This window comes from Microbacterium proteolyticum, from assembly GCF_030818075.1.
Taxonomy (GTDB): domain Bacteria; phylum Actinomycetota; class Actinomycetes; order Actinomycetales; family Microbacteriaceae; genus Microbacterium; species Microbacterium proteolyticum_A.
The window spans coordinates 2,073,019-2,098,831 of record NZ_JAUSZZ010000001.1 but is presented as its reverse complement, the minus strand read 5'-3'; the positions used below and the strand labels follow the sequence as shown (position 1 = coordinate 2,098,831).

The 25,813-nt window shown below is 69.1% G+C and carries 22 protein-coding genes and 2 tRNA genes; 10 read left to right on the top strand and 14 right to left on the bottom strand.

Translation table 11 applies throughout. From position 1 onward, the window contains the following. The first annotated feature begins 713 nt into the window (after window positions 1–713). Window positions 714–1,277: a hypothetical protein gene (locus tag QE392_RS09755; RefSeq protein ID WP_307451110.1), complete on the top strand. Its 564-nt coding sequence runs from the start codon at window positions 714–716 to the stop codon at window positions 1,275–1,277. A gap of 1 nt (window position 1,278) precedes the next feature. Here QE392_RS09755 and QE392_RS09750 read toward each other — a convergent pair whose 3' ends face one another. Further along, complete coding sequence (locus QE392_RS09750) at window positions 1,279–5,250, bottom strand: NACHT domain-containing protein (protein ID WP_307451108.1); 3,972 nt, start codon at window positions 5,248–5,250, stop codon at window positions 1,279–1,281. Window positions 5,251–5,671: 421 nt separating this feature from the next. Between QE392_RS09750 and QE392_RS09745 the strand changes: the two genes are divergently transcribed. Together QE392_RS09745 and QE392_RS09740 are read left to right on the top strand one after the other, a co-directional pair. After that, window positions 5,672–6,067: a DDE-type integrase/transposase/recombinase gene (locus QE392_RS09745; protein WP_307451106.1), complete on the top strand. Its 396-nt coding sequence runs from the start codon at window positions 5,672–5,674 to the stop codon at window positions 6,065–6,067. Between the two features lie 57 nt (window positions 6,068–6,124). After that, a complete protein-coding gene (locus tag QE392_RS09740; protein WP_307451104.1) occupies window positions 6,125–6,550 on the top strand; it encodes a hypothetical protein in 426 nt (141 codons plus the stop codon). On the opposite strand, the gene QE392_RS09735 is transcribed toward QE392_RS09740, so the two are convergent. The 4 genes from QE392_RS09735 to galU all read right to left on the bottom strand — a co-directional run bounded on the left by QE392_RS09735 (window position 6,539) and on the right by galU (window position 9,430). Next, a tRNA-Ala gene (locus tag QE392_RS09735) sits at window positions 6,539–6,614 on the bottom strand. The two genes, QE392_RS09740 and QE392_RS09735, sit on opposite strands and share 12 nt — an antisense overlap. A gap of 152 nt (window positions 6,615–6,766) precedes the next feature. Next, entirely contained in the window at window positions 6,767–7,813 is a 1,047-nt protein-coding gene (locus QE392_RS09730; RefSeq protein WP_307451101.1) for a large exoprotein, read from the bottom strand. Window positions 7,814–7,901: 88 nt separating this feature from the next. Further along, a complete protein-coding gene (locus tag QE392_RS09725; RefSeq protein ID WP_307451098.1) occupies window positions 7,902–8,525 on the bottom strand; it encodes a GNAT family N-acetyltransferase in 624 nt (207 codons plus the stop codon). Between the two features lie 14 nt (window positions 8,526–8,539). Further along, window positions 8,540–9,430 (bottom strand): UTP--glucose-1-phosphate uridylyltransferase GalU, encoded by an 891-nt coding sequence (galU, locus tag QE392_RS09720; protein WP_307451096.1) that lies wholly within the window; start codon window positions 9,428–9,430, stop codon window positions 8,540–8,542. A gap of 62 nt (window positions 9,431–9,492) precedes the next feature. Here galU and QE392_RS09715 point away from each other — a divergent pair, with 62 nt between their 5' ends. The 3 genes from QE392_RS09715 to mscL are packed head-to-tail and all read left to right on the top strand — an operon-like array spanning window position 9,493 to window position 10,834. Beyond that, window positions 9,493–10,089: a 5-formyltetrahydrofolate cyclo-ligase gene (locus QE392_RS09715; RefSeq protein ID WP_307451094.1), complete on the top strand. Its 597-nt coding sequence runs from the start codon at window positions 9,493–9,495 to the stop codon at window positions 10,087–10,089. An 18-nt stretch (window positions 10,090–10,107) separates the two neighbouring features. Further along, the gene (locus QE392_RS09710; RefSeq protein ID WP_307451092.1) at window positions 10,108–10,377 is read left to right on the top strand and encodes an FmdB family zinc ribbon protein; all 270 of its coding nucleotides are present in this window, start codon (window positions 10,108–10,110) and stop codon (window positions 10,375–10,377) included. Between the two features lie 34 nt (window positions 10,378–10,411). Further along, a complete protein-coding gene (mscL, locus tag QE392_RS09705) occupies window positions 10,412–10,834 on the top strand; it encodes a large conductance mechanosensitive channel protein MscL (RefSeq protein ID WP_307451091.1) in 423 nt (140 codons plus the stop codon). 58 nt (window positions 10,835–10,892) lie between these two features. Here the strand turns inward: mscL and QE392_RS09700 are convergent, their stop codons facing one another. Next, window positions 10,893–11,201: a hypothetical protein gene (locus tag QE392_RS09700; protein WP_307451088.1), complete on the bottom strand. Its 309-nt coding sequence runs from the start codon at window positions 11,199–11,201 to the stop codon at window positions 10,893–10,895. A 7-nt stretch (window positions 11,202–11,208) separates the two neighbouring features. Continuing rightward, complete coding sequence (locus QE392_RS09695; RefSeq protein WP_307451086.1) at window positions 11,209–14,913, bottom strand: AAA family ATPase; 3,705 nt, start codon at window positions 14,911–14,913, stop codon at window positions 11,209–11,211. 200 nt (window positions 14,914–15,113) lie between these two features. Between QE392_RS09695 and QE392_RS09690 the strand changes: the two genes are divergently transcribed. Beyond that, complete coding sequence (locus QE392_RS09690; RefSeq protein WP_307451084.1) at window positions 15,114–15,647, top strand: methylated-DNA--[protein]-cysteine S-methyltransferase; 534 nt, start codon at window positions 15,114–15,116, stop codon at window positions 15,645–15,647. 183 nt (window positions 15,648–15,830) lie between these two features. On the opposite strand, the gene QE392_RS09685 is transcribed toward QE392_RS09690, so the two are convergent. Both QE392_RS09685 and QE392_RS09680 read right to left on the bottom strand, forming a co-directional pair. After that, window positions 15,831–17,447, bottom strand: a complete 1,617-nt coding sequence (locus QE392_RS09685) for a solute symporter family protein (RefSeq protein ID WP_307451082.1) — start codon at window positions 17,445–17,447, stop codon at window positions 15,831–15,833. Next, window positions 17,444–17,797, bottom strand: coding sequence for a DUF485 domain-containing protein (locus QE392_RS09680; protein ID WP_307451080.1), 354 nt, complete (start codon window positions 17,795–17,797; stop codon window positions 17,444–17,446). Before QE392_RS09680 ends, QE392_RS09685 begins: the two co-directional genes overlap by 4 nt. Before the next feature lie 136 nt (window positions 17,798–17,933). Between QE392_RS09680 and QE392_RS09675 the strand changes: the two genes are divergently transcribed. Further along, window positions 17,934–18,785, top strand: a complete 852-nt coding sequence (locus tag QE392_RS09675; protein WP_307451077.1) for a helix-turn-helix transcriptional regulator — start codon at window positions 17,934–17,936, stop codon at window positions 18,783–18,785. A gap of 113 nt (window positions 18,786–18,898) precedes the next feature. After that, window positions 18,899–19,186 (top strand): Fe-S cluster assembly protein HesB, encoded by a 288-nt coding sequence (locus QE392_RS09670; protein ID WP_307451072.1) that lies wholly within the window; start codon window positions 18,899–18,901, stop codon window positions 19,184–19,186. Between the two features lie 281 nt (window positions 19,187–19,467). Here the strand turns inward: QE392_RS09670 and QE392_RS09665 are convergent. Both QE392_RS09665 and QE392_RS09660 read right to left on the bottom strand, forming a co-directional pair. After that, window positions 19,468–19,540 (bottom strand) — tRNA-Arg (locus QE392_RS09665). A 14-nt stretch (window positions 19,541–19,554) separates the two neighbouring features. Next, a complete protein-coding gene (locus tag QE392_RS09660) occupies window positions 19,555–20,343 on the bottom strand; it encodes an NRDE family protein (RefSeq protein WP_307451070.1) in 789 nt (262 codons plus the stop codon). Between the two features lie 275 nt (window positions 20,344–20,618). Between QE392_RS09660 and coaBC the strand changes: the two genes are divergently transcribed. Then, a complete protein-coding gene (gene coaBC / locus QE392_RS09655) occupies window positions 20,619–21,830 on the top strand; it encodes a bifunctional phosphopantothenoylcysteine decarboxylase/phosphopantothenate--cysteine ligase CoaBC (protein WP_307451067.1) in 1,212 nt (403 codons plus the stop codon). Between the two features lie 11 nt (window positions 21,831–21,841). Here the strand turns inward: coaBC and QE392_RS09650 are convergent, their stop codons facing one another. The 3 genes from QE392_RS09650 to QE392_RS09640 form a co-directional block, all read right to left on the bottom strand. Then, window positions 21,842–22,507: a peroxiredoxin-like family protein gene (locus QE392_RS09650; protein WP_307451064.1), complete on the bottom strand. Its 666-nt coding sequence runs from the start codon at window positions 22,505–22,507 to the stop codon at window positions 21,842–21,844. Between the two features lie 178 nt (window positions 22,508–22,685). Continuing rightward, a complete protein-coding gene (locus QE392_RS09645; RefSeq protein ID WP_307451061.1) occupies window positions 22,686–24,119 on the bottom strand; it encodes a DUF2510 domain-containing protein in 1,434 nt (477 codons plus the stop codon). Between the two features lie 200 nt (window positions 24,120–24,319). Then, window positions 24,320–25,795: a LamG-like jellyroll fold domain-containing protein gene (locus tag QE392_RS09640; protein WP_307451058.1), complete on the bottom strand. Its 1,476-nt coding sequence runs from the start codon at window positions 25,793–25,795 to the stop codon at window positions 24,320–24,322. Window positions 25,796–25,813: the final 18 nt, after the last annotated feature.

The window sequence follows — 25,813 nt, the reverse complement described above, 5'->3', positions numbered from 1 at the left end:
CTCGGCTGTACGACAGAGAAACCCCCCGGTGCGCGACGTTGGGCCCGCCAACGACACGCGCCCGAACAACTCCCCCCGCGCGCTTGGCGATCGCTCGGTTCCGATGCGCTCCAGTTCGGCGGTCGCTCCGGTGGCACCGCCACCGGTTGCGGAGCGTTCGCCGTCCGTGCTGCTAGCCGATGCCCCCCATGTAGGTGCGGTGGCAGCCGAGCTATTCCGCGAATCGTTCCTGGCTTAGCCCGAGCCGGTTGCGGTGCACTCGGGGGTTGCGACCGAGCGCTTCCTGCAGGTCGCCTCGCATCTTGCGAGGCCACCAGGATGCTGCCTATCGATCTACAGACTTGTGAGCAGCGCCGGAGTGGGAGAATCTGCCGCGTATGGGGTGCGCCCTGATCGCCACCCCCTCGAGGCAACGAACGTGCTAATCACTAGAAGCCGCTGCCGACCGCGCTCAGTTTCTCCTCCAACCGGCCCCGGACCAGTCCGGAGCGTGCGGGAGTCATTCGGGAGAATAGAGGTGAATTGCAATGACGACGAACATGCTCGAGGGCGAGCGCTACTGGCCGCTTGGTCGACCGTGGAGGTCCACCCTCGGGTCCTACGCAGATCGGCAACGATGACACGGGTTGCTGGAGTGTCAGCACCGAAGACCGCTACACGTCAGACCACAATCTCTCCACGCGCTGGTAATCGTTCACGCTCAGAAAGTTGGCATGAAGACCCCGAAGACTGGGATCGTCACGGATGACACGGCGCTCGGCGGGTGGCTGGAACACGCCAAAAGGCCTGCCGTTGCGAAGTCGCTGAATAGTCCTTCAATCTTTGGCCACGGCACGAGCGAACAGCTCTCCACAACTACTCCCGTCGTTGCAGAAAGACAACTGGACTCATCGTGGCGCCCGCGGGTGAATGTGTTTCTGTCGAAGCTCACCCACACGGTGCGCGACTATGGCTCGAATAGCGATTGCCCGAGTATCACGTGGACCCCATGCTCCGGTACCTCTGGGTACGGGAGTGCGAGGAACCGCTTCGCCAATCGGCACGTACGCTCTTCGCTGCAGGTCCTGAAGAAGTCGATGAGCGTCGCTCAATATTCCGGGGCATGGCGTCGTCCGGTTGTCTCGTTGTCGAGTGCCATCATCGTCCCTGGTGGGACCCGATCAGTGCGCCGGATGACTGCGCTCTTTCGAACTGATCCGCTTCACAGCGCGGGACTGCACTATGCGCCGGAAGCAGGTGAAGGCGTCGATCGGGTCGGCCTGACCGGGATTCCCTGAGTCAAGCGACAGGCCCTGTGATCAGCTGCGGAATGGGCTGGAAGCCAGCTTCGCGGTGACCGCGGAGCCGTTCGACAGCTTCGGCGGCAAGGCCGGGGCTGATGACGCCGTCTGCAAGGAGTCTTTCGACGCGGTATCTGCTGCTGGTCGCGATGGCTGTGGTCAGAACTGTCTGACTCAACCGGACAGGAAGCACGTTGACTGCTTCTATGAGGTGCCGGGCTGGCTCACCGCCAGCTTGAACGATGCGCCGGGCGGTGTTGGCGAGGAGATTAGCGACGCTCTTGGCTTGTTTGTCGCTGAGGTGGTCTTTCGCCCAGGAAGCTGCTGCGATCAAGCGTTCGGTAGCAGCCAACAACTGGTCGGGGTAGTTCCGGAGCAAGTTGTGCAGATACGCGCCGACGTCGCGGAAGCGGTCCGTGTCAATTCGCCCACTTCCCTGGAGCGCAGGGCGCGTGACACGGTCCCATAGCGGATCCCACTCCTCGGGTGAGGCGATCGTAGCGAGGATCGCCCGGTAGGCGCTGAAGGCTGCATCAATAAGCCGCTTGCGCGCGTCCGAGAGGACGGAGACGTCCGCGTCACGCGGCTCTTCTGGCACGTTCTGCCGGAGGAAGGCGAGCGCTGCGGGGGCGTCTGGCAAGTGGTACGCGACGGCGGCGGGCAGCATTTCGATCAACGATGCTCTTCCTTGAGGGTCGCGCACCTTCGCGAACGCCTCCGTTATCTCACGTACTCCTGTCGTCAGGAGGCGGTGCTCCTGGAGCCGCTTCCAGCAGGTGCATACCTCTCGTTGCTGACTATCTGACCCGCGAAGCATGGTCGCGATAAGCTCACGCACGACAATTCGATGGCGGCGAATTGCCGCGGCGCCGATTGCTGTTCCAGCAAGCGTTGCGATCGGACCCGCCCGTCGTGTCGCTGCGGCGACAAGGACCACCGCGTCGGCGACCGCCGCCGCGCGGTCTGCATACTCAAGTCCCCGCTCGATGAACTCGGTGGTGGCCAGCGACGCCACACCGAGGGGCCCGCTCAGCACGTGCGGGTCGTTTTTCACATCGGTAAGCAGTGCACTGGCTCGGGCGTCACCGCCGATGGCTGCAGGAAAGGCGGCGGACAAAAGAAAGGCCGGGTCACGCCAAAGGCGTGCCTCGTTCGGAAGCAGATCAGCGACGACGTCGGCGACGAACGTCTCGGGGGTCTCTGGGTCAATCAGCGTGGCGCGCGCGGTGAGCGCCCATCGTTGCGCCGGCGAGTCGGCGCGATTCGCACTGGCTGGCAGTCCCCGTTCGAGCGCCTCGAACAGCGCGTCGACGACTAGCTCGCGGGCAAGGCTCTCACTCGTGACGAGAGCCATAAGGAACGACCCAACGACATGAAGCGGTCCATCTGCCGGATCCTGTCCGAAGAGGTAATCCAGGATCCGCGCAACGTGCTCGCGTTCACTGGCGGGAGTATCGATCAGATGCCGAGCGACGGCGTTAAGCGCGGCAGCGTCCGGAATGGTCGGCGAGGTCGTCGTGACCCGTGAAAGCACATCGATGGCGAGCGTCTCCCAGGCAGCGTCGGCTTCCTCTTGGTTGTAGTGATGGAAGCGGTGGCGTCGCGAGGCGTAGAGAACGTTCCCTGCGGCTATCCCGAAGTCGCGGTGATGCGACCGGAAGCGGCGTTCGCTTTCCGTAGCGACGTCAAGCACCGCACGCGCGTACGCGTCCGTCCCTTCAAGAAGAGCCCAGTTGGCGGCGATCCCCCGGAGGCTGCGCAAAGGTCCCGCCACCTCGGGAAGCTCGCTGACCAGGTCCAGGAGCAACTGCCGGGTGACGGCCGGGTCGGCATGCGCAAGATTCACGGTGAGGTCAACGAGCGCGGCAGATTGGTTGTAGTTGCGAAGGAAGGATGTGAGGAGTGTGCTGACGATCGCCTCTTCGATAACGAACCTGCCGATCTGGTGCGGCCACCGATGGACGAGCAGCGCTAGGCAGTCGATGAGTGCCCGATGGGCGACGTCGCGATGGTCACGCCAGATCGTCCGCAGCAGGGTGAGTACCTGCTCCGCGTCGATGGACTGGATCTGCGGCAGATGACCAAGCACACGAGCCGCAGTGGGAGCGTCCATCAGCTGCGAACTTCCCGTGGCCAGTTCCGGCACATGGCACCAGCCAATCACTCCGAGCTGACGCACGCTTGGATATGACTCGGCCAACAACTGGGCGACAACATCCCTTGCCACTGACCGCGTCGCGATGTCGCGTGCCAGCAGGATCACGAGCTGCTCGAGCACCGCGCCGGTGAACAGGTCGTGCGGATGGCTGCGGACATGCTCAAGAAGGAGAGCCGCAGAGGCGGGACCGTTGCGCACGAGCAATGCCCGGGCAGCGATGAACTCGAACAGCGTTTGATGAGCGAACCGCCACGTCAGGTCTCCCCTGACGAGGACGCCTCGGTCCGCAAGTTCGTCGATACTCGATGTCACCGCTTCCACCGAGGTCGGATATGCAACGACCGGCAATGTTGTGCTGACACGCGTGTCCGCCAGTATGGGGGTCGCGTCGGCGAGCATCAGGATCGCCAGACGACCCGCGATCGGGCTCAGATCCCGCTCGGACGAAACTCGCCCGCCCCGTATGTCCCGATTGATTCGGGTCTCCCAGTAGCGCTCGTACAGTGCCGTAGCGTCGTAGTCCAGCCCGGGAAACTCCCCGCCGCTGGTATCGAACAACATTCGCAATAGCAGCGGTGAACGCAGCACGGTGAGAATCGGAAGCCCTCGCGTGCGCGCCCGCTCCACCAGGTCTGAGCCAATTTCTGGGGCAAGCTTCGGGAAGTACTGGCGCATGAGGACGGTGACCGCCTTCTCAAGCTCCTCTCCCTCGTATTCCTGCAAGTCATAGGGACGCACGTCGTGCGGGAGCTGACCAGCCTCGATCGGTCTGACCGTGATGAGGGTGCGTACGCCGAGGTCGTCTAGCTGTTCCAGCAGATCGGCGGTCTGATAGATAAGTCCTTCTGTGTGTAGCAGCAGATCTGCGGTATCCAGCAGCACTACCGGATCAAGCCCCGCGCTTTTGATTCGGGAGGTGTGCTCAACCAGCTCCTGGATCCCCAGGAGATGATCTGATCCACCGGCCACAATCCAGGTAGCCGAGAGAAGCAAGGGGACCATCCCCTCAGCGATGAGCTTTTGGCGAAGGCTCCACAACACACTGGATTTTCCAGCTCCGGCTTCACCACGCAACATCAGCACGGTGGCGGGACCGTTGAGCAACTGATCGAGGAGACGCGCCTCCACTGTCCGCTCGACGTAAAGATCCGCAGGTTCGAGCATTCCAGCGAGTGTGCCAAGCAGCTGAACAGAAAGATCGTCGGCATAACGCTCGCTGTGTCGTATCAGCGTCCGCGTCGAGGCGGGCAACGTCTTCATCGCTTCCAACCGCCGCGGGATCTCGGCGCGTTGCAAGTACTCACGCAATTCTGCCTCGAATTGGCTCCAGTAGTGGCCGGACGACGAGCGTTGGCGCGTGATGTCGAACCGCCGGTACGCGGGGGAAGCGCGGTCCGGGAGAGACAACGCGTGCTGCTGACGCAGTGACACGGGTCTACTCCGCCCCTTACCCGCCGCGTACGTCTCCGCTCCCGGATACGTCAGGAAGCGCGTAATGATGATTGCAGTCTCTCGCGCGCTGAGGTCTCGGGCGGCCTCGCCGTTCTTGTGAGACGGGGCTGCTTCTTCGCGTGCTTCCAGCTCCTCGAGGAATCCGGTCAGCATGCGCTGAGGGTCGCGCCTCCAGGCGCGCTCGGCGTCCGAAGAGACTGCGAGCGACCGGAACAACGCGGCGATCTCTGGTACCGCGAAGAACAACTCCCCCAGCGGGATAACGCCCACATCGCCGTAGTGCACGGCGTAGTGGATCAGTGCGGCACCGCTTTGAACTGCTGTCGCTCTATCCACGTCGGCGTGCTGACTGAAACGCATGGGGTGTCATGGACACATTCTGACCGGCGTAGCAGGCGCGCACTACTCGGACCGCCGGCTACTTCGGGGGCGTATCGCTGACGACGCAAGCCGCACGCTGACAACCAGGCCGACAAGCACCCGACGGATAAGTTCCGAATATTCGTTCATATCGCACGGAAGGAGCACGAGTATGGCCATCACTGCTCCCCCTCAAGACCGCGAGCGCGCACGCCATAATCGCCCGCGCCTGCCCGTTCGGCGCACTGCGCTACGACGAACCGAGAACAACGGACAATGTCCGGCCGCTTGAGCAAGCCGTCGAGATCTCGCTGCGTGCTCAGCGAACGTTCGAAAGCAACGCTTCGCGCGGCGTGCGGGCGTAGGCGGCGACGCGACGACGGCCGCCGCGGATGCTCGGAACGAACATCGAGGCGACGTAGTGACCGGGGAGAAACGCCACCAACTCGCCGACGCAGCACAGCCAAGCGAGACCTGGCAGTCCAATTTCACCCATTGGCGCCTCACCGACGGCACTGAAAACGAAATCCTGAACTGGCTCGATGACCACTCTCGCCTGCTGCTATCCAGCACCGCTCACCGGCCCGTCACCGGCCGCGACGTCGTCGATATCTTCCTCGCCTGCATCGGCGCCTACGGCCCGCCCGCGTCCACGCTGACTGACACCGGTCGCGTCTTCACCGCACGTCACGGCGGCGGGCAAAACGAATCCGAATACGTCCTCGCCGCCCTAGACATCCGCCAGGAGAACGGCGCCTCCATCCACCCCCAAACCCAGGGCAAAATCGAACGCTTTCACCGAATTCTCAAACGCTGACTCACCGCCCACCCCCGCGCCATCTCGCTCAACGACCTGCACGTCCAGCTCGACAGTTTGCGAGAGCACTACACCACCGCAAGCCCGCACCGCGCGAGCGGAACCACGCCTGCCACCACCTACGCCGCTGCCCCCAAAGTCATTCCCGCCGGGCACGACGACCGCGCCCACTACCGTGTCCGCCACGACCACGTCGACACCAACGGCAAGATCAGCTTCCGTAGCGCGGGACGCACGCACCACCTCGACATCGGCGCCACACACCGCGGCAGACGCTGCATCCTCATCGCCGACGAATACACCATCACCGTCGTCCACCTCGACACCGGCGAGATCATCGCGACCAACACCATCAACCCAACAAGGCCTACGGGCGCAACGACAAGAAGAGCCCGGCCGACGGCCGAGCCCTCTCTTGATGATGCCTTCCATGTCGCAACTCACACGTCGCTCATGTTTCAGCTCATCGAATGGTGGACCTGAGGGGATTCGAACCCCTGACCTCCTCGATGCGAACGAGGCGCGCTACCAACTGCGCCACAGGCCCGGAAACCTCGTAAACACTATCACGTCGCACGCGAGCCGATTGACGCGGGGTGGCCCGATCGGCGTCTCCGCATCCGTCGTATGCCGGCATCCGCATGCCGAGGCAGAAGGCCGGCCGCGTGCGGCGGGCCGAGAAGGCCCGAGGTGTGAGATCTACTGCCCCGACGCGCGACGCTGCAGAAGGCGCCGGACGTGATCCTCGATCTCGGTGTCGTCGACGTACCCCATCGCCGCGTAGGGCGAGGGCGCGGCCGCGGCGGGGCGGGCCGCCTCGATCGGCGTGGGAGCCTGCTCGGCGGCCAGTTCGCGAGCCGCCTCCTCGCGCGCCGCCGCCCGGAGGGCTTCGCGGGCGAGCTGCTCGTCGACGACGGCGGCCGCGCGCGAGCCGGCCGACGCGACCAGCGGCCGGGGCAGCTCGCGCGGCGTCCACGTCGGGCGCGGCGTCGGGGCGAGAGGGACGTCCTGCACCTCGACGGCGACGGTGCGGGTGGGGGCGACCTCGACGGGCCGCGCCGCGCCGCGCGCGGCGATGACGGAGACACGGCGGAGGACGACGGCGGATGCCGTCACGCCCAGGATGCCGCCCACGAGGAGCACGGGCGCCGCTCCCCCGACCACCTGCACGGTGCCGACCACGACGGCACCGAGCGCGGCGAGGGCGAACGCCGTGACGCCGAGACGGAAACGGCGTCGTGCGCGGGCACGACGCGCCGCGGGCAGAACCGCCATGCGTTCCGCGTGCGCACGCTCCAGCGCGGCCGCTTTCTCCGCGCGGGTCTTCTCCAGAGCCGCGGCGCGCTCCGCGCGCGCGATCTCGACCGCTGCGGCGCGCTCCGCGCGCGCCAGCTCCACAGCCGCCGCGCGCTGCTCTCTGACGAGGTCACGATCGCGCGCCGTCTCGAGACGCGCCACCTCCAGGCGCGCCTTGGCCGCGGCGAGCTCGGTCTTGGCCTTCTTCGCCTGGATCTGACGGGCGAGCTTCTGCTGCTGGTGGGCGGTGCGCGCGGTGAGTTCGAGCTGCACCTCGCGCGGGGTCTCCGCCGTCTCGGCGAGGATGCGAAGCGCCTGATTCAGTCGGACGGCGTTGCGCTCGGCCGAGGTGAAACGGTGTCGACTCTGCCAGGACGGCAGCAGGTACACCAACCACAGCGCGACCGCGACGAAGACGATGACGCCGCCGCTCAGAACCTGCCCACCCATGGGGTCCACGGTAGGTCACCGACACATTGCATTCCGGCATCCCTCCGCGTGTCGTCGCGACGAGGAGGCCGATGCGATCGGAGAGACGTCAGATGCGGTCGGACGGCGGGACGCGCGCGGCGTCCGGAGGCACCTGGCCGCGGTTCCAGCGATCGAGCACGCCGTGCGGAACCTCTTCGCGCACCAGGGCGAACGCGTAGTGATCACGCCAGTCGCCGTCGATGTGGATGTAGCGCCGGCGAAGCCCCTCGTACCGGAAGCCGAGCTTCTCCACCACGCGCAGGCTCGCGTGGTTCTCGGGACGGATGCAGATCTCGACGCGGTGCAGGTTGAGCGAGGTGAAGCAGATGTCCGTCGCCATGGCGACCGCGACCGTGGTGATGCCCCGCCCGGCGTACGCCTCGGCCACCCAGTAACCGATGGTGGCCGAGGCGAGGGAGCCGCGCGAAACACCCCAGATGTTCAGCTGACCGGCGACCTCGTCGTCCCACTCCATCACGAAGGGGACGCCGAGGCCGTCACGGTACTGCTGCAGCAGACGACGGATACCGAGCCGCATGTCGAACGAAACGGGCCCGTCAGGGCTCGTCGCCTCCCACCGCCGCAGCCAGGACCGATTGTCGATGAGCTGCTGCTGGAGCACACGAGCGTCGCGGTTGCGGATCAGACGGATCGACACCTCGCCGTGTCGTCGGGGGATGGAGAGATCCATGGAACCTCGCCGAGTCAGAGACCCTGCGCGAACTCCTTGAACCAGGGACGAAGGGCCGGGCCCAGGTCGTCGCGGTCGGACGCGAGCTGCACGATCGCCTTGATGTAGTCGACGCGGTCACCGGTGTCGTAACGACGACCGCGGAAGATGACGCCATACACACCGCCGCCGTCGCCGCCACCCGTGGCGAGCTCCTCGAGCGCGTCGGTCAGCTGGATCTCGCCGCCCTTGCCCGGCTCGGTGTGCTCCAGGATGCCGAACACGTCGGGACCGAGCACGTAGCGGCCGATGATCGCGAGGTTGGAGGGCGCGTCTTCCGCCTTCGGCTTCTCGACGAGCTTGGTGACCTTGACCACACCGTCTTCCTCGGTGGGCTCGACCGCCGCGACACCGTAGAGGTGGATGTGCTCGGGGTCGACCTCCATCAGCGCGATGACCGTGGCGCCGCGCTTGTCGTACTGCTCCATCATCGTGGTGAGCAGCGGGTCGCGCTCGTCGATGAGGTCATCGCCCAGCAGGACGGCGAAGGGGTGGTCGCCGACGTGGCTCTGCGCGCGGAGCACGGCATGACCGAGACCCCGCGGCTCGCCCTGACGCACGAGGTGGATGTCGGCGAGGTCGGACGAGTGCTGGACCTTGCCGAGCTTGTCGTCATCGCCCTTCTCGCGCAGCTTCGCCTCGAGCTCCGGCATGGAGTCGAAGTGGTTGGCGATGTTGTTCTTGTTCCGCCCGATGATGATCAGAACGTCATCGATGCCGGCCCCCGTCGCCTCTTCGACGACGTACTGAATGGCCGGCTTATCGACGACCGGGAGCATTTCTTTCGGCATCGCCTTGGTGGCGGGAAGGAAACGGGTACCGAGACCAGCGGCCGGGATGACGGCTTTGAAGGGCTTATGAGGCATGGGCATACCTTAGCGGGGACCGATGACGGTGCTGTAACACCTGCGCACGTAGAATGACGGGCATGCCGGATCGCATCGAGCAGGCCAAACGCGCACTGCGCGCCGATCTGCGCGAACGTCGGCAGGCGGTGTCCGCCCCTGCGCGCGAGAGAGCCGAAGCGGGCGTGACGCAGCAGCTCGACGCTCTCGTCGAGCACCTCGGCGCCCGCAGCATCTCCTGCTTCCTGTCGACGCCGACCGAACCCGGCACGCACGCGTTCGTGGCCGGCGCGGTGGCGCGCGGCATCCGGGTCCTGCTCCCCATCACCCGGGAGGACGGCCTGCTCGACTGGAGCGTCGCGACTCCCGGCGCCGAGATCGCCGAGGGGCTCTTCGGAATCCCCGAGCCGGTCGGCGACGTCCTCGGCCCCATCGCGGTCAACGACGTCGACCTGCTCATCATCCCCGCCGCCGCCGTCGACCGCAGTGGGATGCGGCTGGGCTGGGGCCGCGGCTATTTCGACAAGACGCTCGGCTCGATGGAGAAGTGCCCGCCGGTGTACGCGGTGATCTTCGACTCCGAATTCGTCGACGACGTCCCCCGCGACGTGCACGACCAGCCCGTGACGGGCGTGGTCACCCCCACGCGGACGCTGGCGATCGCCGCCCCCTCCGCCTGAACACCCGAAGGAAGCCCGATGCCCACCTACTCCTACGCCTGCAAGCAGTGCGGCCACCGTTTCGACGCCGTGCAGTCCTTCTCGGACGCCGCCCTCACGGAGTGCCCGGAGTGCGGCGGCGAGGTGCGCAAACAGTACGGTTCGATCGGCGTGACCTTCAACGGAGCGGGCTTCTATCGCACCGACTCGCGCACGACGTCGTCGAACGCAAGCGCTGGCGGCTCGTCGTCATCTTCGACATCATCGAAGTCGGAAACGAAGGCGTCCGCCCCGTCCTCGGCCTCCTGAGCCCCGGTCGGCGCGGCAGAAGGGGAGCCAGCGCATGATCAAAGGATTCAAGGAATTCATCCTCCGCGGGAATGTCATCGACCTCGCGGTCGCCGTCGTCATCGGCGCGGCATTCACGGCCATCGTCAATGCGATGGTGCAGGGGCTCATCAATCCCCTGATCGGATTCCTGTTCCAGGTCGGCGACCTGAGCGATCTGAATCTCACGGTGAACACGATCTTCGGCGGCACGTCGACGTTCGAATTCGGCAACATCCTCGTCGCCATCATCAACTTCCTCGCGGTCGCAGCGATCGTCTACTTCGTCTTCGTCTTCCCGATGAACCGGTGGAAGGAGCGCGCCGCCGCCCGTGCGGGCGTCGCCGAAGCGGCATCCGAGGAGCCGAAGCTGCCGACGGAGCAGGAACTGCTCGTGCAGATCCGCGACCTCCTGGACCGCCAGAACGACAAGGCGTGAGGCGAAACGGCGTCCGCACGGGATACTTTCCTACGCTGGCGCCGTTTCGTTTTCCGTCTCAGTAGTGGGGCGGGACGTCGCGGAGCATGCGGTCGTCGTTGGGGCCGGATGCCGCGGGCTTCGTGCCCGCGCCCCGTTCCCGGTCATCGGCCGGTGCAGGTTCGGCCGTGGTGCCCGGAGCAGGCAGCAACCGCGCCCGGCGCGAACCCCGCACGCGGACGACCGGCTGGCGCACGGGCTGGCCGCTGGTCCCGGAGGCGTCGACGAGCTCAGCCTCCTGCGGCGGAGCGGAGGTCCCTGAGCCTGTTGAAGGGACCGGGACCGCACGCGGAGCGTCGCCCCGGGTGGCATCCGGAGTCTCGGTCACGGGACGCTCAACCGGGCAGATCGAGGGGTTCGGTCGTCGAGTCGGGCGCGCCTGCATCGGGGGCCGCACCGAGGAGCTCGGCGATCCGCATCGCGACCCCCGCCGGGTCGCTGTACAGGTCGAAGGCGTGCACGCGGACGTAGTGCCAACCGAGGCGGCGCAGGATCTGCGGCCGCAGCCGCAGCGTCTCGCGCAGCGACTCCCCGATCGTCTCGGGGTCGCTCTCGGCGACGACGGCTTTGCCCTTGTATCGCGCGACGAGCGGCAGCAGGCCCCGGTAGTCCACGTCGACCTCGACGCCGAGACGACGCAGCTCCCGCGCCAGAGCCCGCGTGAGCGGGTCGGCCAGGTCTTCCAGGCGGCTCTCGCGGCTACGTGAGGCGACGTTGCCGAGGATGCCCATGAGCGTCGCCGCGCCGTGCTCGAGTCGTCCATCGTCGAACGACGACGGACGGATCGACGACACGATCACCATCGAGCGGCGAGCACGGGTCATGCCGACCGTCAGCAGGCGCTCACCGTCGGGCGTGGACAGGTCGCCGAAGTCACTCAGGACGCGACCGTGACGGGTGAGCCCGAAGCCCAGCGAGAAGACCACGCGATCGCGGCTCTCCGCCACCGACTCCTCGAGGGTCAGCACCGCGAAAGGCTCCGCGGCATCGCGCGAGACGAATTCGGCGACATCCGACCGCCCCGTGAGGGCGGCGACCACCTCGGCACGCACGCGCTCGGCGTGCTTGCGGCTGGCGGTGACGACCATCAGCGACTCGGACGCGCGGTTTACGGCGTGCTCGACCACCAGTGTCACGACGCGGGCGACCTCGGCGTCGGGGCTCTCGACGGCACCGCTGACCGGATCGGGCGCGCCCACCCCGCCCTCGACGTAGTCGACGCTGAGGCTGCCTCGGCCGAGGTACGATCCCGCCCACGGCAGCGACACGATCTCTCCGCCGTAGAAGGCGTCGTTGACCAGCTGCGACAGGTCTTCGCCGCCGGCGCGGTAGCTGCGCGTGAGCGTCTCGACCGGCAGCAGTTCGGCGACGCGCTCGAAGACGGAGACGTCGTCGAACGGCACCTCGTCGGCGTCATCGGGCGCGGGAGCGATCGCGGCGCTCACGCGGAAGGGCGTGGGCTTCTGCACGACCGGGTCGCCGAAGAGCACGACCTGGCGCGCCCGACGCAGCGCCGGCGTGGCCTCGGCGAGGCACAGGGCCGCGGCATCCGCGATGATCACGACATCGAACGCCAGGTCGCTCGGCACGTCGGGCACCTCGTAAGGCGAGGCCAGCCAGACCGGCGCGAGGGTGCGCAGGAGCAGGGGCGCGGCATCCGAGATCTCCTGGGCGGAGTGCAACCCGTCTTTCAGCGCGCGCTTGAGCGCGGCGGCCTCATCGGGGTGATCGACGATGCCGATGCGCCACTGCGTCGCCAGCTGGGCGGCGAGCAGCGGCCCCGCGGCGGCCGCGTGCGCCTCGTCGACGAGACGGAAGTCGCGCTCGAGGCGGTCGACCACGCTCGTGTTGGCGCCGAGGAGTGCGCGGTCGGTGCGCAGCAGATGCTCGAGCGCCGACTGCCACCACGCGAACTCCAGCTCCGCACCCACCCGCTCCTCGGGCACATGACGGACGGAGAGTTCGACGAGCAGCTGCTCGAGACCGAGACGCGCGAGCTCGGAACGCAGCTGCGCTCGCTCGACGAGATTGTCGAAGAAGGTCGACTCGGCGGCCAGCCCCGCGAGCGTGCGCACGAGGCGCTGCACCGGCAGGGTCGCCAGGCGCTCGGACCCCTGGCGCCCGAGGATCTGATCGAGCTCGCCGAGCAGGGCGTCGGTGCGCTGCCACGCGACGTGCACGTCGCCGAGGCCCAACGGCACCTCCGGGGCGACACCCGCCTCGACGACGCGCTGCCACTCGGTCCGCTGCTGCTGAATGCGCACGAGGGCCTCGTACATGTCCGGCACGTGGACGCCGGGGCGCACGTACTCCTTCGACAGGCGCTTGAGGCGACGGCGGTTCGGCCCGCTCATCGCGGAGGCGTCGCGACGCGGCGAGTGCGCGTCGATCAGCTCCCCGAGGGGGCGCTCGAAGACGGTGGGGCTGAAGCGGTCGAGCGACTCGCGGATTCCCTGCAGCAGCTTGAGGTAGGCCCCCAGCTCCGACACGGTCTGGAAGGGCCGCATCCGCGTCTTGGCGATGAGCTCGTATCCACGCTCGAGCAGACGCGGCACCTCCTGGGTGTGCAGCGTGCCCGCGAGCGCGTGGGCGCCACGCGCGTCTTCTGTGCGCGTGAAGCTCACGCCGTACCAGGGCGAATCATCGGGACCGAACCGGAACTCGCCCAGACGGGCGGCCATCGCGAGGGCGCGCGCGGCGGCATCCCGTCGTCCGGCGAGTTTCTCGAGCGTCGCGAGATCGAAGCGGGCCTCGGTCGAGGGAGCAGGAGACGTGGATGCCAGTGACGTCAGCTCGCGCAGCACGTCGAGCGCAGACACCCCGAGGGCCAGGTGCGGCTCGGTGACGGCCGAGCGGTAGTCGCGCAGGACCGTGCGCAGGCGCACCAGCGCGTCGTCGATGTCGGCGACCTTGGGTTGCTCGGCCTTCTCGTTGCGGCTGATCGCACGGATCAGGTCTCGGCGCACATGGTTCGGCGAGACGGCGAGTCCGGTCAGACCGACCCCGGCGAGGCGATGACGGATGCCGTCGAGCGTCGACCGGCGCGCGCTCACGACGAGGACGCGCTTATTGTCGCGCACCAGCTGGCCGATCGCGTTGATCACGGTCTGGGTCCCGCCGGTGCCGGGCAGGGTGTGCACGGCCAGCGAGTGACCGGCTCCGATACGGGCGAGCACGCGTTCCTGCTCGGCGTCGGCGTCCAGCAGCAGGGTGTCGGCCGCGGGGCTGCGCTCGTCGGGGCTGACGACGACGGGATCGTCGCGACGGACGGTGACGCGCGCACGATCATCGTGGTGGCCGGCGAGCGCGTTGAGCAGGGGGTCGTCGAGGTCGCGCGTGTCACGGGCCATGCCGGATGCCACGTCGGCGAAGGACGAGATCACCAGCCGCGGGTGCACGACGAACGTCGGCACGTGCGTGGTCAGGCGCCGGATGTGGTCGATGACCGGCTGGGGCTTGAAGACGCCCTGGTCGTAGGCGAGCCCCGCGAGCGCGGCGCTGTCGATCTGGATGCCCAGGTGCGTGCGGAATGCGCGCGCGAGCTCGGGGTTCATCACGAACGCGCCGTGCAGCTTCAGCTCGAAATCGCCGTGGTGCCGGCGGATGGCGAGCGGGCGCAGCAGCACGGGGGCCGACCATTCCACTCCCCCGATCTTCCAGGCCGACAGGCCGACGGCGAGATGCACCGGTTCGAGACCACGAGCGGTGCGCAGTTCGACGTTCTTGGCCGTGATGCGCTCGGCGGCCAGACGAGCGGTGCGCAGTGCCACCTCGTCGCGGAACAGGTTGGACAGCATGGTGGCGCGGCCCGTGATGAACTGCGGGAGCGAACCCGGGTGCGCCTTGGTGATGTCGATCCCGGCGTCGCGCGCGTCGTCGAAACGCAGGAGGGTGGAGCGTCCGCCCAGGGCTGCGGCCTCGGCGCGGATGCGATCGCGTTCGGGGTCGGCGACGTGGCGGACCACGATGCCGGGCTCCGACAATCGCAGCTCGCCCGGGTCGACGGACGACACCGTCTCGTCTCCGTCGGCGCCGCTCACGGCACCGTCCTCAGCTCGCCACACACCTGTCAGACTATGCCGGGCACCTGTGGATCGCTGACAGCGGGCGCGAGTTTCGCGGTAATCGGCGACACGCCGCACCACCGGCGGTTCCTCCCCCGCGGGTCGGTTCCGCACATCCTCCACCGATCCCCGGAAGCACCGAGGCATCGGCGAACGCGACTCGTGAAGATGGGCCCATGCACACGATCACCAGCACCGAATACGACAGCCCGATCGGCCCGATCCTGCTCACCTTCATCGACGAGGCCCTGGTGCGCCTCGACGTCGCCCATGACGGCATCGACATCGCGCGCGCCGACATCGCGCAGCGCCTGGGAGTGATGCCCGAGCCCGACCCCGCCGCGGGTGCCGACCTGGCGCGGCAGCTCGACGAGTACTTCGACGGTGCGCGGCGCACTTTCGACGTCGCGCTGGACTGGCGGCTGGTGCGCGGGTTCACCCGGGCGGCGCTCGACGCGTCGCGCGCGATCCCCTATGGGGAGGTCGCCTCCTACGGTGAGGTCGCCGTCATGGCCGGCGTTCCCCGCGCGGCCCGCGCGGTCGGTACGGCGTGCGCGTCGAGTCCGTTCTCGATCGTCGTGCCCGTGCACCGCGTCGTGCGCGCCGACGGATCGATCGGCGAATACGGGGGGCATCCCGAGGTGAAGCAGTTCTTGCTCTCGCTCGAGGACGAGACGGTGCGGAGCGGGGCCCTTCGGGTCGCGGGATGACACGGGGTCGCGGTCCCGCGGCGGGGCGGCGGGCGTGCGTCGGCGTGGCGTGCGCCCGGGCGGGCGAGGGGGCGCGCACCGGCGGGGCGGCGCGGGGCGTCCTGCGCCGGTGCGCCGGCGGTGGGACGACACGGCGCTGCCCGGCCCCGCGGAGGCGGGACCGGGCAGCGGGCGTCGGGGTGCTCAGTGGTTCGAGGCCTTCTCCGCCCCGAATCCGGTGAGGGAGCGCACGTCCATCTCCGCCGCCTTGCGTCGGTCCTCCGCGGTGCGGGAGGTGACCGAGCCGAGCCACCCGAGGAAGAACCCGAGCGGGATGGACACGATGCCGGGGTTGTTCAGCGGCCAGATGGCCACCCCCGTGTCGGCGAACACGCTCGTGGGCCCACCCCAGAACACCGGCGACAGCAGAATCAGCACGAGAGCCGATCCCAGACCGCCATACATGCTCCATACCGCGCCCCGCGTGGTGAACTTGCGCCAGAAGAGCGAGAACAGGATGGTCGGGAGGTTCGCCGATGCCGCCACGGCGAAGGCGAGCGCGACCAGGAAGGCCACGTTCTGCCCCTGCACGCCGATGCCGCCGAGGATCGCGAGCACGCCGATCACGATCACCGTGCGCCGGGCCACCTTGACCTCGCCGTCGGGCGGCACGTCGCCCTTCTTCACGACGTTGGCGTAGATGTCGTGGGCGAAGGATGCCGCTGCGGTGATGGTCAGGCCGGCGACCACCGCGAGGATCGTGGCGAAGGCCACCGCCGAGATGAACCCGAGCAGGAGGGGGCCGCCCAGGGCCAGAGCGAGCAGCGGTGCCGCGGCGTTCACTCCACCGGGGGCGGCGAGGATCGCCTCCGAGCCCACGAGAGCGCCGGCGCCGTATCCGAGCACGAGAGTGAGGATGTAGAACAGGCCGATCAGCCAGATCGCCCAGACCACCGAGCGACGCGCCTCCTTGGCGGTCGGCACCGTGTAGAAGCGCATGAGCACGTGCGGCAGACCCGCGGTGCCGAGCACCAGGGCGAGGGCGAGCGAGATGAAGTCCCAGGGGTTCTTGCCGTACTGCAGGCCCGGAGCCAGGACGGCATCCCCCTTCGGCGACGCCGCCACGGCGCTCTCGAGCAGGGTGTTGAGGTTGAAGCCGTTGATCGCGAGCACCCACACCGTCATCACGAGCGCGCCGCCGATGAGCAGGAACGCCTTGACGATCTGCACCCAGGTCGTGCCCTTCATGCCGCCGATGAGCACGTAGACGATCATCAGGATGCCGACCACCGCGACGACGATGGACTGCCCGACGCGCTCGGTGATCCCGAGCAGGAGCGACACCAGGCCACCGGCTCCGGCCATCTGCGCGAGCAGGTAGAAGAAGCACACCGCGAGGGTCGTGATGGCGGCGGCCATGCGCACCGGCCGCTCCTTCAGGCGGAACGACAGCACGTCGGCCATCGTGAACTTGCCGGTGTTGCGCATGAGCTCGGCCACGAGCAGCAGGGCGACCAGCCACGCCACCAGGAACCCGATGGAGTACAGGAAGCCGTCGTAGCCGTTGATCGCGATCGCGCCGACGATGCCGAGGAACGACGCCGCCGACAGGTAGTCGCCCGCGATCGCGAAGCCGTTCTGCGGCCCCGTGAAGGAACGACCGGCGGCGTAGTAATCGGCCGCGGTCTTGCTGTTGCGGCTGGCCCGGATCACGATGAACAGCGTCACGGCGACGAACGCGCCGAAGATCGAGATGTTCAGCACCGGGTTGTTCTCGACCGTCTGCACGGCCGCATCGAGTTGAGTGAGGACGTCGTTCACCGTCGTCCCCCGTCCGCCTGCTCGAGCTCCGCGCGAAGCTGCTCGGCACCGGGGTCGAGACGACGGTTGGCGTACGCGACGTAGCCCATGGTGATGGCGAACGTGGTGACGAACTGCCCGAGCCCGAACAGCAGCCCGACGGTGATCGCCCCCGACACCGGCTGGGCCATGAACCCGGGCGCGAACGACGACAGCAGAACGTAGACGAAGTACCAGACGAGGAACGCCGCGGCCAGGGGGAAGACGAAGCTGCGCTGGCGCCGCTTCAACTCCTGGAACGGGGCGGACTCCTCGACCGCGATGTAATCGATTCCGCCCGTGTGGGCGTCGTCGATGCGACGATCCGTCATGTGGCCTCCTTGCCTCATGCATCCGGCGCTGCACCGCGCCGGAGGGGGGTGACCGGGCTGTGGAAACGCTCCCGGTGGTAGGGTCGACGCTACGAAACGCGGCGATGAGGCCGTCACCCCCGGAAGTAGGTAGTGCGTGGGAGCACCATCGGCTCTTCGAGACGACGCGGGCCTGGTCTCGCATGCGGTGGCCGAACTGGCCCGGCGCACGCACTTCCCCGTCGCCTTCGGCGGCCTCGAGCACGAGGGCGCCGTGCACGTCACCACGATCGTCGGCGCGCGCACGCGCAGCATCGACGGTCTGGTCGTGCACGCCACGCGCGGTCTCGGTGGCCGTGCACTCGTCGAACGGCGCCCGAGGATGACGCTGGACTACCGCACCTCGCGCTCCATCACCCACGATTACGACCGCGCCATCCTCGGTGAAGGGATCGCCACGCTGTTCGCGGTGCCCGTCCTCGTCGGAGGGACGGCGCGCGGTGTGCTCTATTGCGGGTCGTGGGCGCAGTCGCCCGTCGGCGAGGTGCACGCGCGCCCGGCGTTCGACGTCGCCGGAGAGCTGGGCACCGAACTGCGCGTGCGCGCGGAGGTGGAGCGGCGATTGGCCGGCTCCCCCGCTCCGGAGGGCGGTCTCGGCGCCGGAGCACGAGAGGAGATCCGCGAGAGCTACGCGCAGCTGCGCAGCATCGCGGCCACCGTCGGCGATGACGATGTGCGCCGCCGTCTCGAAGACATCGAGGCGCGCCTCGCGGCCCTCACCGGCGATGTGCCGACCCCGGCCATCGACGCCGACCTGCACCTGTCGCGACGGGAGATCGATGTGCTGGCGTGCGCGGCCGTGGGCTCCACGAACGGCGAGATCGCGGCATCCCTGGGGCTGCGCGAGACCACGGTGAAGTCGTACCTCGCCTCGGCGATGTCGAAGCTCGACGCCTCCACCCGTCACGCTGCCGTCACCCGCGCGCGCCGCGCGGGCCTGCTTCCCTGAGCCTCTCGGGGCACGTGGGAAAACCCTGGCAATGGATGCCAGAGGTTGAGGATGCCGCCGATTCTCGGCATCGTGGCTGACTCCTGTCGTCGATCAGAGAAGGAGAGTCACCCATGTTGACGCTCACCGAAGAGGCCACGACCGCCGTCAAGACCATCACCGCGCAGTTGCCGGATGCCGCCGAGGGCGGCGTGCGGATCGAAGGCGCAGGCTCCCCGGAGTCGCCATTCGGGCTGTCCGTCGTCGACGCCCCCGAGTCCGGCGACGCCGTCGTCGAGAACGCCGGAGCGCGTGTCTATCTCGACACCGACGCCGCCGCGGTCCTCGACGACCGCGTGCTCGATGCGCAGATCGACCCCGAGCAGGGATCGGTGCAGTTCGCGGTGACCGGCGCCGCCTGACGCGCTCCTCCACGACGATGCCCCGGCGGAGAACCGGGGCATCGTCGTGTGCGGGCCGGTTTCGCACCTGACCCGTCGAGCGGGCGAGCTTCGCGCGAGGACGTCGGCTCGACGATGGATGCGCCGCGGGTCCAAATCTCGAGGTTCGACGGAACCGCCCGCGCAGGGGCGCGTTCGCCGGGGAGCCAGACCGGCCGCACCCGTCGCCCGATTCGAACGTCGCGCGAGGCGACCGAGCCTCCAGCGTGAAGCGGCGCACCGTGCGAGGCGGCCGAGCGGAGTGCCCCCGACAGGATTCGAACCTGCGACGCCCGCGTTAGGAGTGCGGCGCTCTATCCCCTGAGCTACGGAGGCGGGATGCGACCAGCCTACTGCGCTGCGGCCTCGCGGTCGGCTGTCGGCCCGTCGGCGCGCGCCTCCCGGCGGGCGCTCGCGGAAGGGATGCCGCGACGCAGTCCCGCGACGATCCCGTCGTCCCAGCGACCCGGCGAGACCGGCGTGGCCTGACGCACGTCGACGCCCTCCGGCCCCACGGTGGCGGCGCACAGCAGCAGCGACTCGAGCACGTGCCCGTCGTGCTCGTCGCGACGCAGCACCGACGCCGACGGATCGCTCGTCGCCCGCGCGACGACGTCGAGCCACGGCATCCACCAGTCCTCGCCGGGGCCGAGGCCCGCCGCCCGGAAGGCTTCGAGCCATCGAGCGATGCGCGCAGTGGCCGGGTCGTCGACCGCGTGGTGGGCGACCATATGGATGCCCGGCGGGATTCTGGTGCGCCGAGCCTGGAGGCCGTCCCACTCCACGAGGTGGGCTCCGTCGGCATCCACCTCGACCAGATTGAATCCGCGCGTGCGGGGACGATCCGGGATGCCGGCGCCCACCGCATCGAGCGAGATGCTGCCGCGGCTGACGACCTCGTCATCGGAGCGGCCGGACAGATCCTCCCGGTTCAGCAGCACGGCCAGCCGCCCCGCGGCGGGGTCGACGGCGAGCCAGGCGCCGCCCGCGCGATCATCACGAACGCCCAGGATACCGCCGCGCTCCGGCCACCACGGCCCGAGGCCGCGCCACGGGCGGTCGCGCTCCTCATCGCGGACGGCGAGCAGCCGCACCGGCTGGCCCGCGCCCTCCGGGACGTGGATCACGACCGTGCACATTCCCTCAACGCTACCCGCGCCCGGAACGGCCGGCGCTTTTCGGAGCCACCGAGGATGTCGGTCGGGGAGGGACGGTCGCGGAGCGGACGGGCACCGCCCGGAGCGCGACCGGCGGCACGTCTCGACCGGGGTGGTCGACGTCCACGTCCAGAACAGGACCCGCGGCCCGACCACGGCTCACCCGACGCCCCCGCTGCGGGGGGGGGTGGCATCCGCCGTTCTCGTCGCCCGCCCGCTCGAGCCCGTCGCACCCGGCGACCTGGAAGACTGGGGCGATGTTCGTCGTCGTGGGAGTGACCGGGGGCATCGCCGCCTATAAGACCGTCGGCCTCGTCCGTCTGCTCGTGAAAACCGGGCACGACGTGCACGTCGTCCCCACGGACGACGCCCTGCGTTTCGTCGGCCTGCCGACGTGGGAGGCACTGAGCCGCAACCCCGTCACCACGTCCGTGCACGACGACGTCGCACGGGTGCGACACGTCGCCCTCGGCCAGTCGGCCGATCTCGTGATCGTCGCACCCGCGACCGCGAATACCCTCGCCGCGATGACGGCGGGGCTGGCGTCCGATCTGCTCGGCACGACGCTGCTGGCCACGACCGCCCCGGTCGTCGTGGCTCCCGCGATGCACACCGAGATGTGGCGGCATCCGGCGACCGTGCACAACATGGACGTGCTGCGCGCCCGCGGCGTACACGTGGTCGGTCCCGCCGACGGCCAGCTGACCGGCGGCGACTCGGGTCCCGGACGCATGTCGGAGCCGGAAGAGATCCTCGCCGCGGCGCTCGCCCTGGTGGAGCGTCCTCGCGACCTCGAGGGCCTCTCGGTCGTCGTGAGCGCCGGCGGCACCCGCGAGCCCATCGACCCCGTACGCTACCTCGGCAATCGCTCCAGCGGACGCCAGGGCGTCGCCATCGCGCGGGCGGCCGCCGACCGCGGCGCCACGGTCACTCTCGTCGCCGCGCACCTCGACGCCGACGTGCGGCCCGACCCGCGCGTCGACGTCATCGTCGCGGGCACCGCGGACGAACTCGGACGGACGATGGATGCCGTCGCCGCCGGTGCCGACGTCGTCGTCATGGCCGCAGCGGTCGCCGACTACTCCGTGGCCGCGGTCGCCGAGAACAAGCTGCGCAAGCAGGACTCCCCCGGCGGCCTGACGCTCGAGCTCGTCGAGAACCGCGACATCGTCGCCGGGCTCGTCGCCCGCCGCCGCGAGGGGCAGACGATCGTCGCCTTCGCGGCCGAGACGGTGGCCGACGACGAGGAACTCCGCGAACGAGCTCGCGCGAAGGCGGTGCGCAAAGGCGTCGACCTCCTCGCGGCGAACGCGGTCGGCTGGACGCAGGGCTTCGAGACTGCCGACAACGCCCTCACGATCGTCGACCGAGAGGGCGAGGTCGTGGCCACGGCATCCGGATCCAAGGACGACACCGCCCACGCGCTGCTCGACGCGATCGTCGCGGCGCGGACGGCGTCGGCGGACTGAGGCGTCGCGGATTACTCGCCGCGGATCCGCTCGAGCGCGGCGATGATCTCCTCCGGCTCGGTACGGGTGGTGTAGTCGACGTGGACGTCGGCGAAGCGCACGACACCGGCCTCGTCGATGACGTACACCGACGGGAAGGGGATGCGCGCGCTCTCGTCCGCGTTGCTGTCGGCGACGTCGAAGCCGAGCTCGGTGTGGGCTGCTCGCGCGGCGGCGCTGGGCTCGGTCACGATCCCGAACTGGTCCGCGAGGCGGTTCCCGGGATCGGACAGCACCGTGAAGTCCAGCGAGCCGTTCGTCACACTCTGCGACGACCCGTCGGGAGTCTGCGGGGAAACGGCGATCAGCGTCGCCCCTCGTTCGTGAAGCGCGGGCACGAGCTTCTCCTGATACGCGCGCAGGGTGATGTTGCAGTACGGGCACCAGGCACCGCGGTAGAACACGACCACGGCTGCCTTCCCGTCCCGCGCGTCGGAGAACGACGTCTCGCTCCCGTCGACCGCGAGAAGCGCGGCATCCGGGGCCGAGGCGCCCACCCCGAGCGCGCCGTCCGGAACGCCGGCGCCGCGGAGGTCGGCCTGCTCGCCTCCGAAGACTCCCGCGAGGCGGTCGCCGATCTGGGCCTCGAAGCCGGTGTTGAAGTCGTCGATCTGCTGAGCGATGGACGGTGCGGACATGACGGGCCTCCCGGGGTGATCGGCGTCGTACGCCGGTTCCAGGAGCGTACGAGCACCCGAGGACCGCGCGGTCGATCACGTCACCCGGAGATATCCACCGTCACAGAACGTCACGGGGCGAGGGTGTCACCATCCGGATCAGCCGACGCTCCGAAGCGCGCCACCCGCGTGCCGTTGCTCAGTAGCCGTACTGCAGCTCCTGGATGAGGGAGACCACCTGCAGCGCCAGCACGGCGACCCAGATACCGAACCCGATCCACATCACGAGCGTGGTCGCGATCGCTGTCCACAGGGGCGCGAGCCCCTGCCCGGTCTGACGGCGCACGATGACGCTCCGACCGATCACGTAGACCAGACCGCTGCCGATCGCGAGCACGAAGAAGCTCCACGCCCAGTGGAACGGCCGCGCGATGCCGCGGGCACGCAACTGACGCCAATCGAGGAACGCGAACAGCACCGTCGCGGCGTTGTAGAGGATGCCCAGAACCGAAGACACCGCGTTCACAACGGCGCCGCCCATCGGCGCGGGGGCGAACGGGTCGGCGTAGATCTCGCTGTACACGACCTGGCGCATCAGCGCTCCCCAATCGACCACGAACAGTCCGAGGACGACGAGCAGCGGCAGCGCGACCACCAGCCAGATCCAGACCGTGTTCGTCGAGATGTCGCGGCGCGGGGCCGCGTCGTACACGACCGTCGGGGCGCTCGCGGAGCCCCCGCCGCTGACCGAGGCGGTCCCGGGATATGCCGGTACCCCGCGAGGGGTCGCCGGGACGGAGGCGTCGGGGTGGGCGGGGGTGCTGCCGGGATACACCGGGAGGCCGGGGTGGGCCGGCGTGCGGGCGGGACCGTCGGCATCCGGAGCCGTCGCGCCGAGGTGCGCCGGAGCCGCGGGTGGAGCGGGGACGGACGGGGCGGGCTGCGGCGTCGCGGAGGCGCTCGCCGCGGCGGCGGCACCGGCCCCGGCAGCGACGGCGGGGGCGACGGGACGCGGCGCGTCCACGTCGGCTCGGTGGGTGTCGGCCTCGGACCCGCTCGCATCCGCCGGGGACGAAGGCGAAGAACCGTACGCGGGCGGGGTCTCAGCGGTGACCGTCGAGTGGGCGGTCTGCGGCTCGGGGGTGTCGGACGTCTGGGGTGTTCCGCTCGACGTCGGGCTTCCGGGGACCTCGGGCGAACCGGAGGCCGCCGGGGCCTCGAGGTCGAGGTCGGCGTCGGCGTCGGCGGAGGACGCCCCGGGCGTCGAGGGCGTCAGAGACGGCGCGTCGCCGTGCGGTCCATGGGCACTGTCCGTGGGCGATGCCGTCTCCGCGTACGCGGCGGCCGCGTCGGAGGCCAGCGCCGGCGACCCGGCATCGCCGCGGGGTGAGGAGTCCGCCGTGGCATCCTCCCCGCCGGCGAGCGCCTCATCGGTCTCGGGAGCGAGGTCACCGGCATCCTGGGTCTCCCCGTTGCCCTCACGCGCCGTGTCTTCACGTGCCGTGCCGTCGATCGGGGTGCCGTCGAGGGAACGGACGTCGTCGGTCCATGCCGTGCCATCCCACCGACGCAGGCCACCGCCGCCGGCGGGGTCGGGGTACCAACCGTCGGGTGGAGTGGGCGTGTCGGTCATGTCGTTCCCCTGTCTGATACGGAACCGGCGCGATGGCCCGAGTCTAGTGATGCACTCGGCCGCCGCCGGTGCTCACGTCAGGAGGCAGCGCGCGGGTGAACTCACGGCGACCACGCTCGGCGCGGTGCCGCCCCAGGGCTTTCGGATCCGTCGCGATTCCCCGACCGCGAACCGCGCGCGCGTGCCCCGATCGCGTCGGGTCACGGCACGAGGGGACGCTCGTTCTCGTAGAGCGCGCGCACCTGTTCGGCGGTCAGCGCGCTGTCCCAGACGCGGACGCGGGCGATCGTCCCCTGGGCGTAGTTGCCGACCGTCGTGGCCGTCTGCACCGCGCCGACGGTGAACTCGGCGGGCACGGGATTCAAGCCGTCCGGGTAGGTGTACGGATTCTTGACGTAGGTGTTGCCGAATTTGTCGGTGACCGGTCCATACGGGATCGCGAGGCCGTCGAGGTACGACACCGCCTGCCGACCGTCGTACGTGCCGACGTGCAGTTGCCAGACGTGACGGGTGAACAGCTGCCCGGAAGCGGAGTAGTCGATGGAGTACGGATGGCCGGGGGTGGGTCCGCCCAACCGTGAGACGTGGAAGTTCGTGCGCTCGTCACCGCCATACATATTGAGGTCGTAGAACAGCCCGTAGGACCGACGGGGGTCGCCCTTCGACTCCGACCACATTCCCGCGATGAACCCGGCGTTGTCGTCGGTCATCAGCACCCACGCCGCGACGGTGACCGTTCCCGACCCCGCGCCGACGTTGAGCCGACCGACCGCGTCCCTGTGCAGGCGCAGGAAGCTCTTACCGGGCAGGTACACCCCCTTCCCGAAGGGTGTCGCGACGGAACTCGACCGGACGTTGCCCGCCTGCTGGAGCGGGAGATCGCCGGTCGTCGTGCGGAACGGGGGGCCGGCTTCGTCGAAGCGCCACTCGGCGAGAGGAGAGGGGATGGTCACGGGACCGGGCGTGGCCGTCGGCTCGGGTGCGGCAGTCGGTACCGGCGAGGGGGTCGGGGCCACGGTCGGCACCGGCGACGGGGTCGCGGTCGGGACCGGCGTCGCGGTCGGTGACGCGGTCGGGACCGGCGACGCGGTCGGCGACACGGTCGGCGACGCCGTCGGTGACACGGTCGGCGTCGCGGTCGGCGAGGTCGACGGGGTGGGCGAGGTCGTGGGTGTCGGATCCGACGGGGCGGACGTCACCGTGAGGGCGTCGAGCGTCACGTTCGTGTTCTGGGCGGCGGCCGATTTCTGCCCGGTCACGGTGACGGTGAGCGTATGAGCGCCCGACGCGAGACCCGACTGCTCGAAGAGAACGGTCTGGAACACCATGGTGGGCGAGTAGGCGTCGACGCGGGCCTTGAGAACACCGTCGACACGGACTTCGCTGATTCCGCTCAGCGGTGTCAGACGCCCGTGGATGCGGATGCCGGTGCCGTCGAAACGGTACGAATACGATGCTTTCGCCGTGTTCGCGTATTGGACCGAGCCGCCGTAGTCGGCGCGGTTCAGCGTCGTGCGCCACGTCCCGCTGTACGTGATGCCGGCGTCGAGCCCGTCGATGGTCCGCTCGGCCGACGCGGACGCCGCGAACGACGGTGCGCTGGCGACCGAGGCGGGAAGGATCACCGCGAGAGCGGCGAGGAGGACGAGCACTCGGGACTTCATGGTCGACGTCATGCCGCTCCTTCGAGGCGA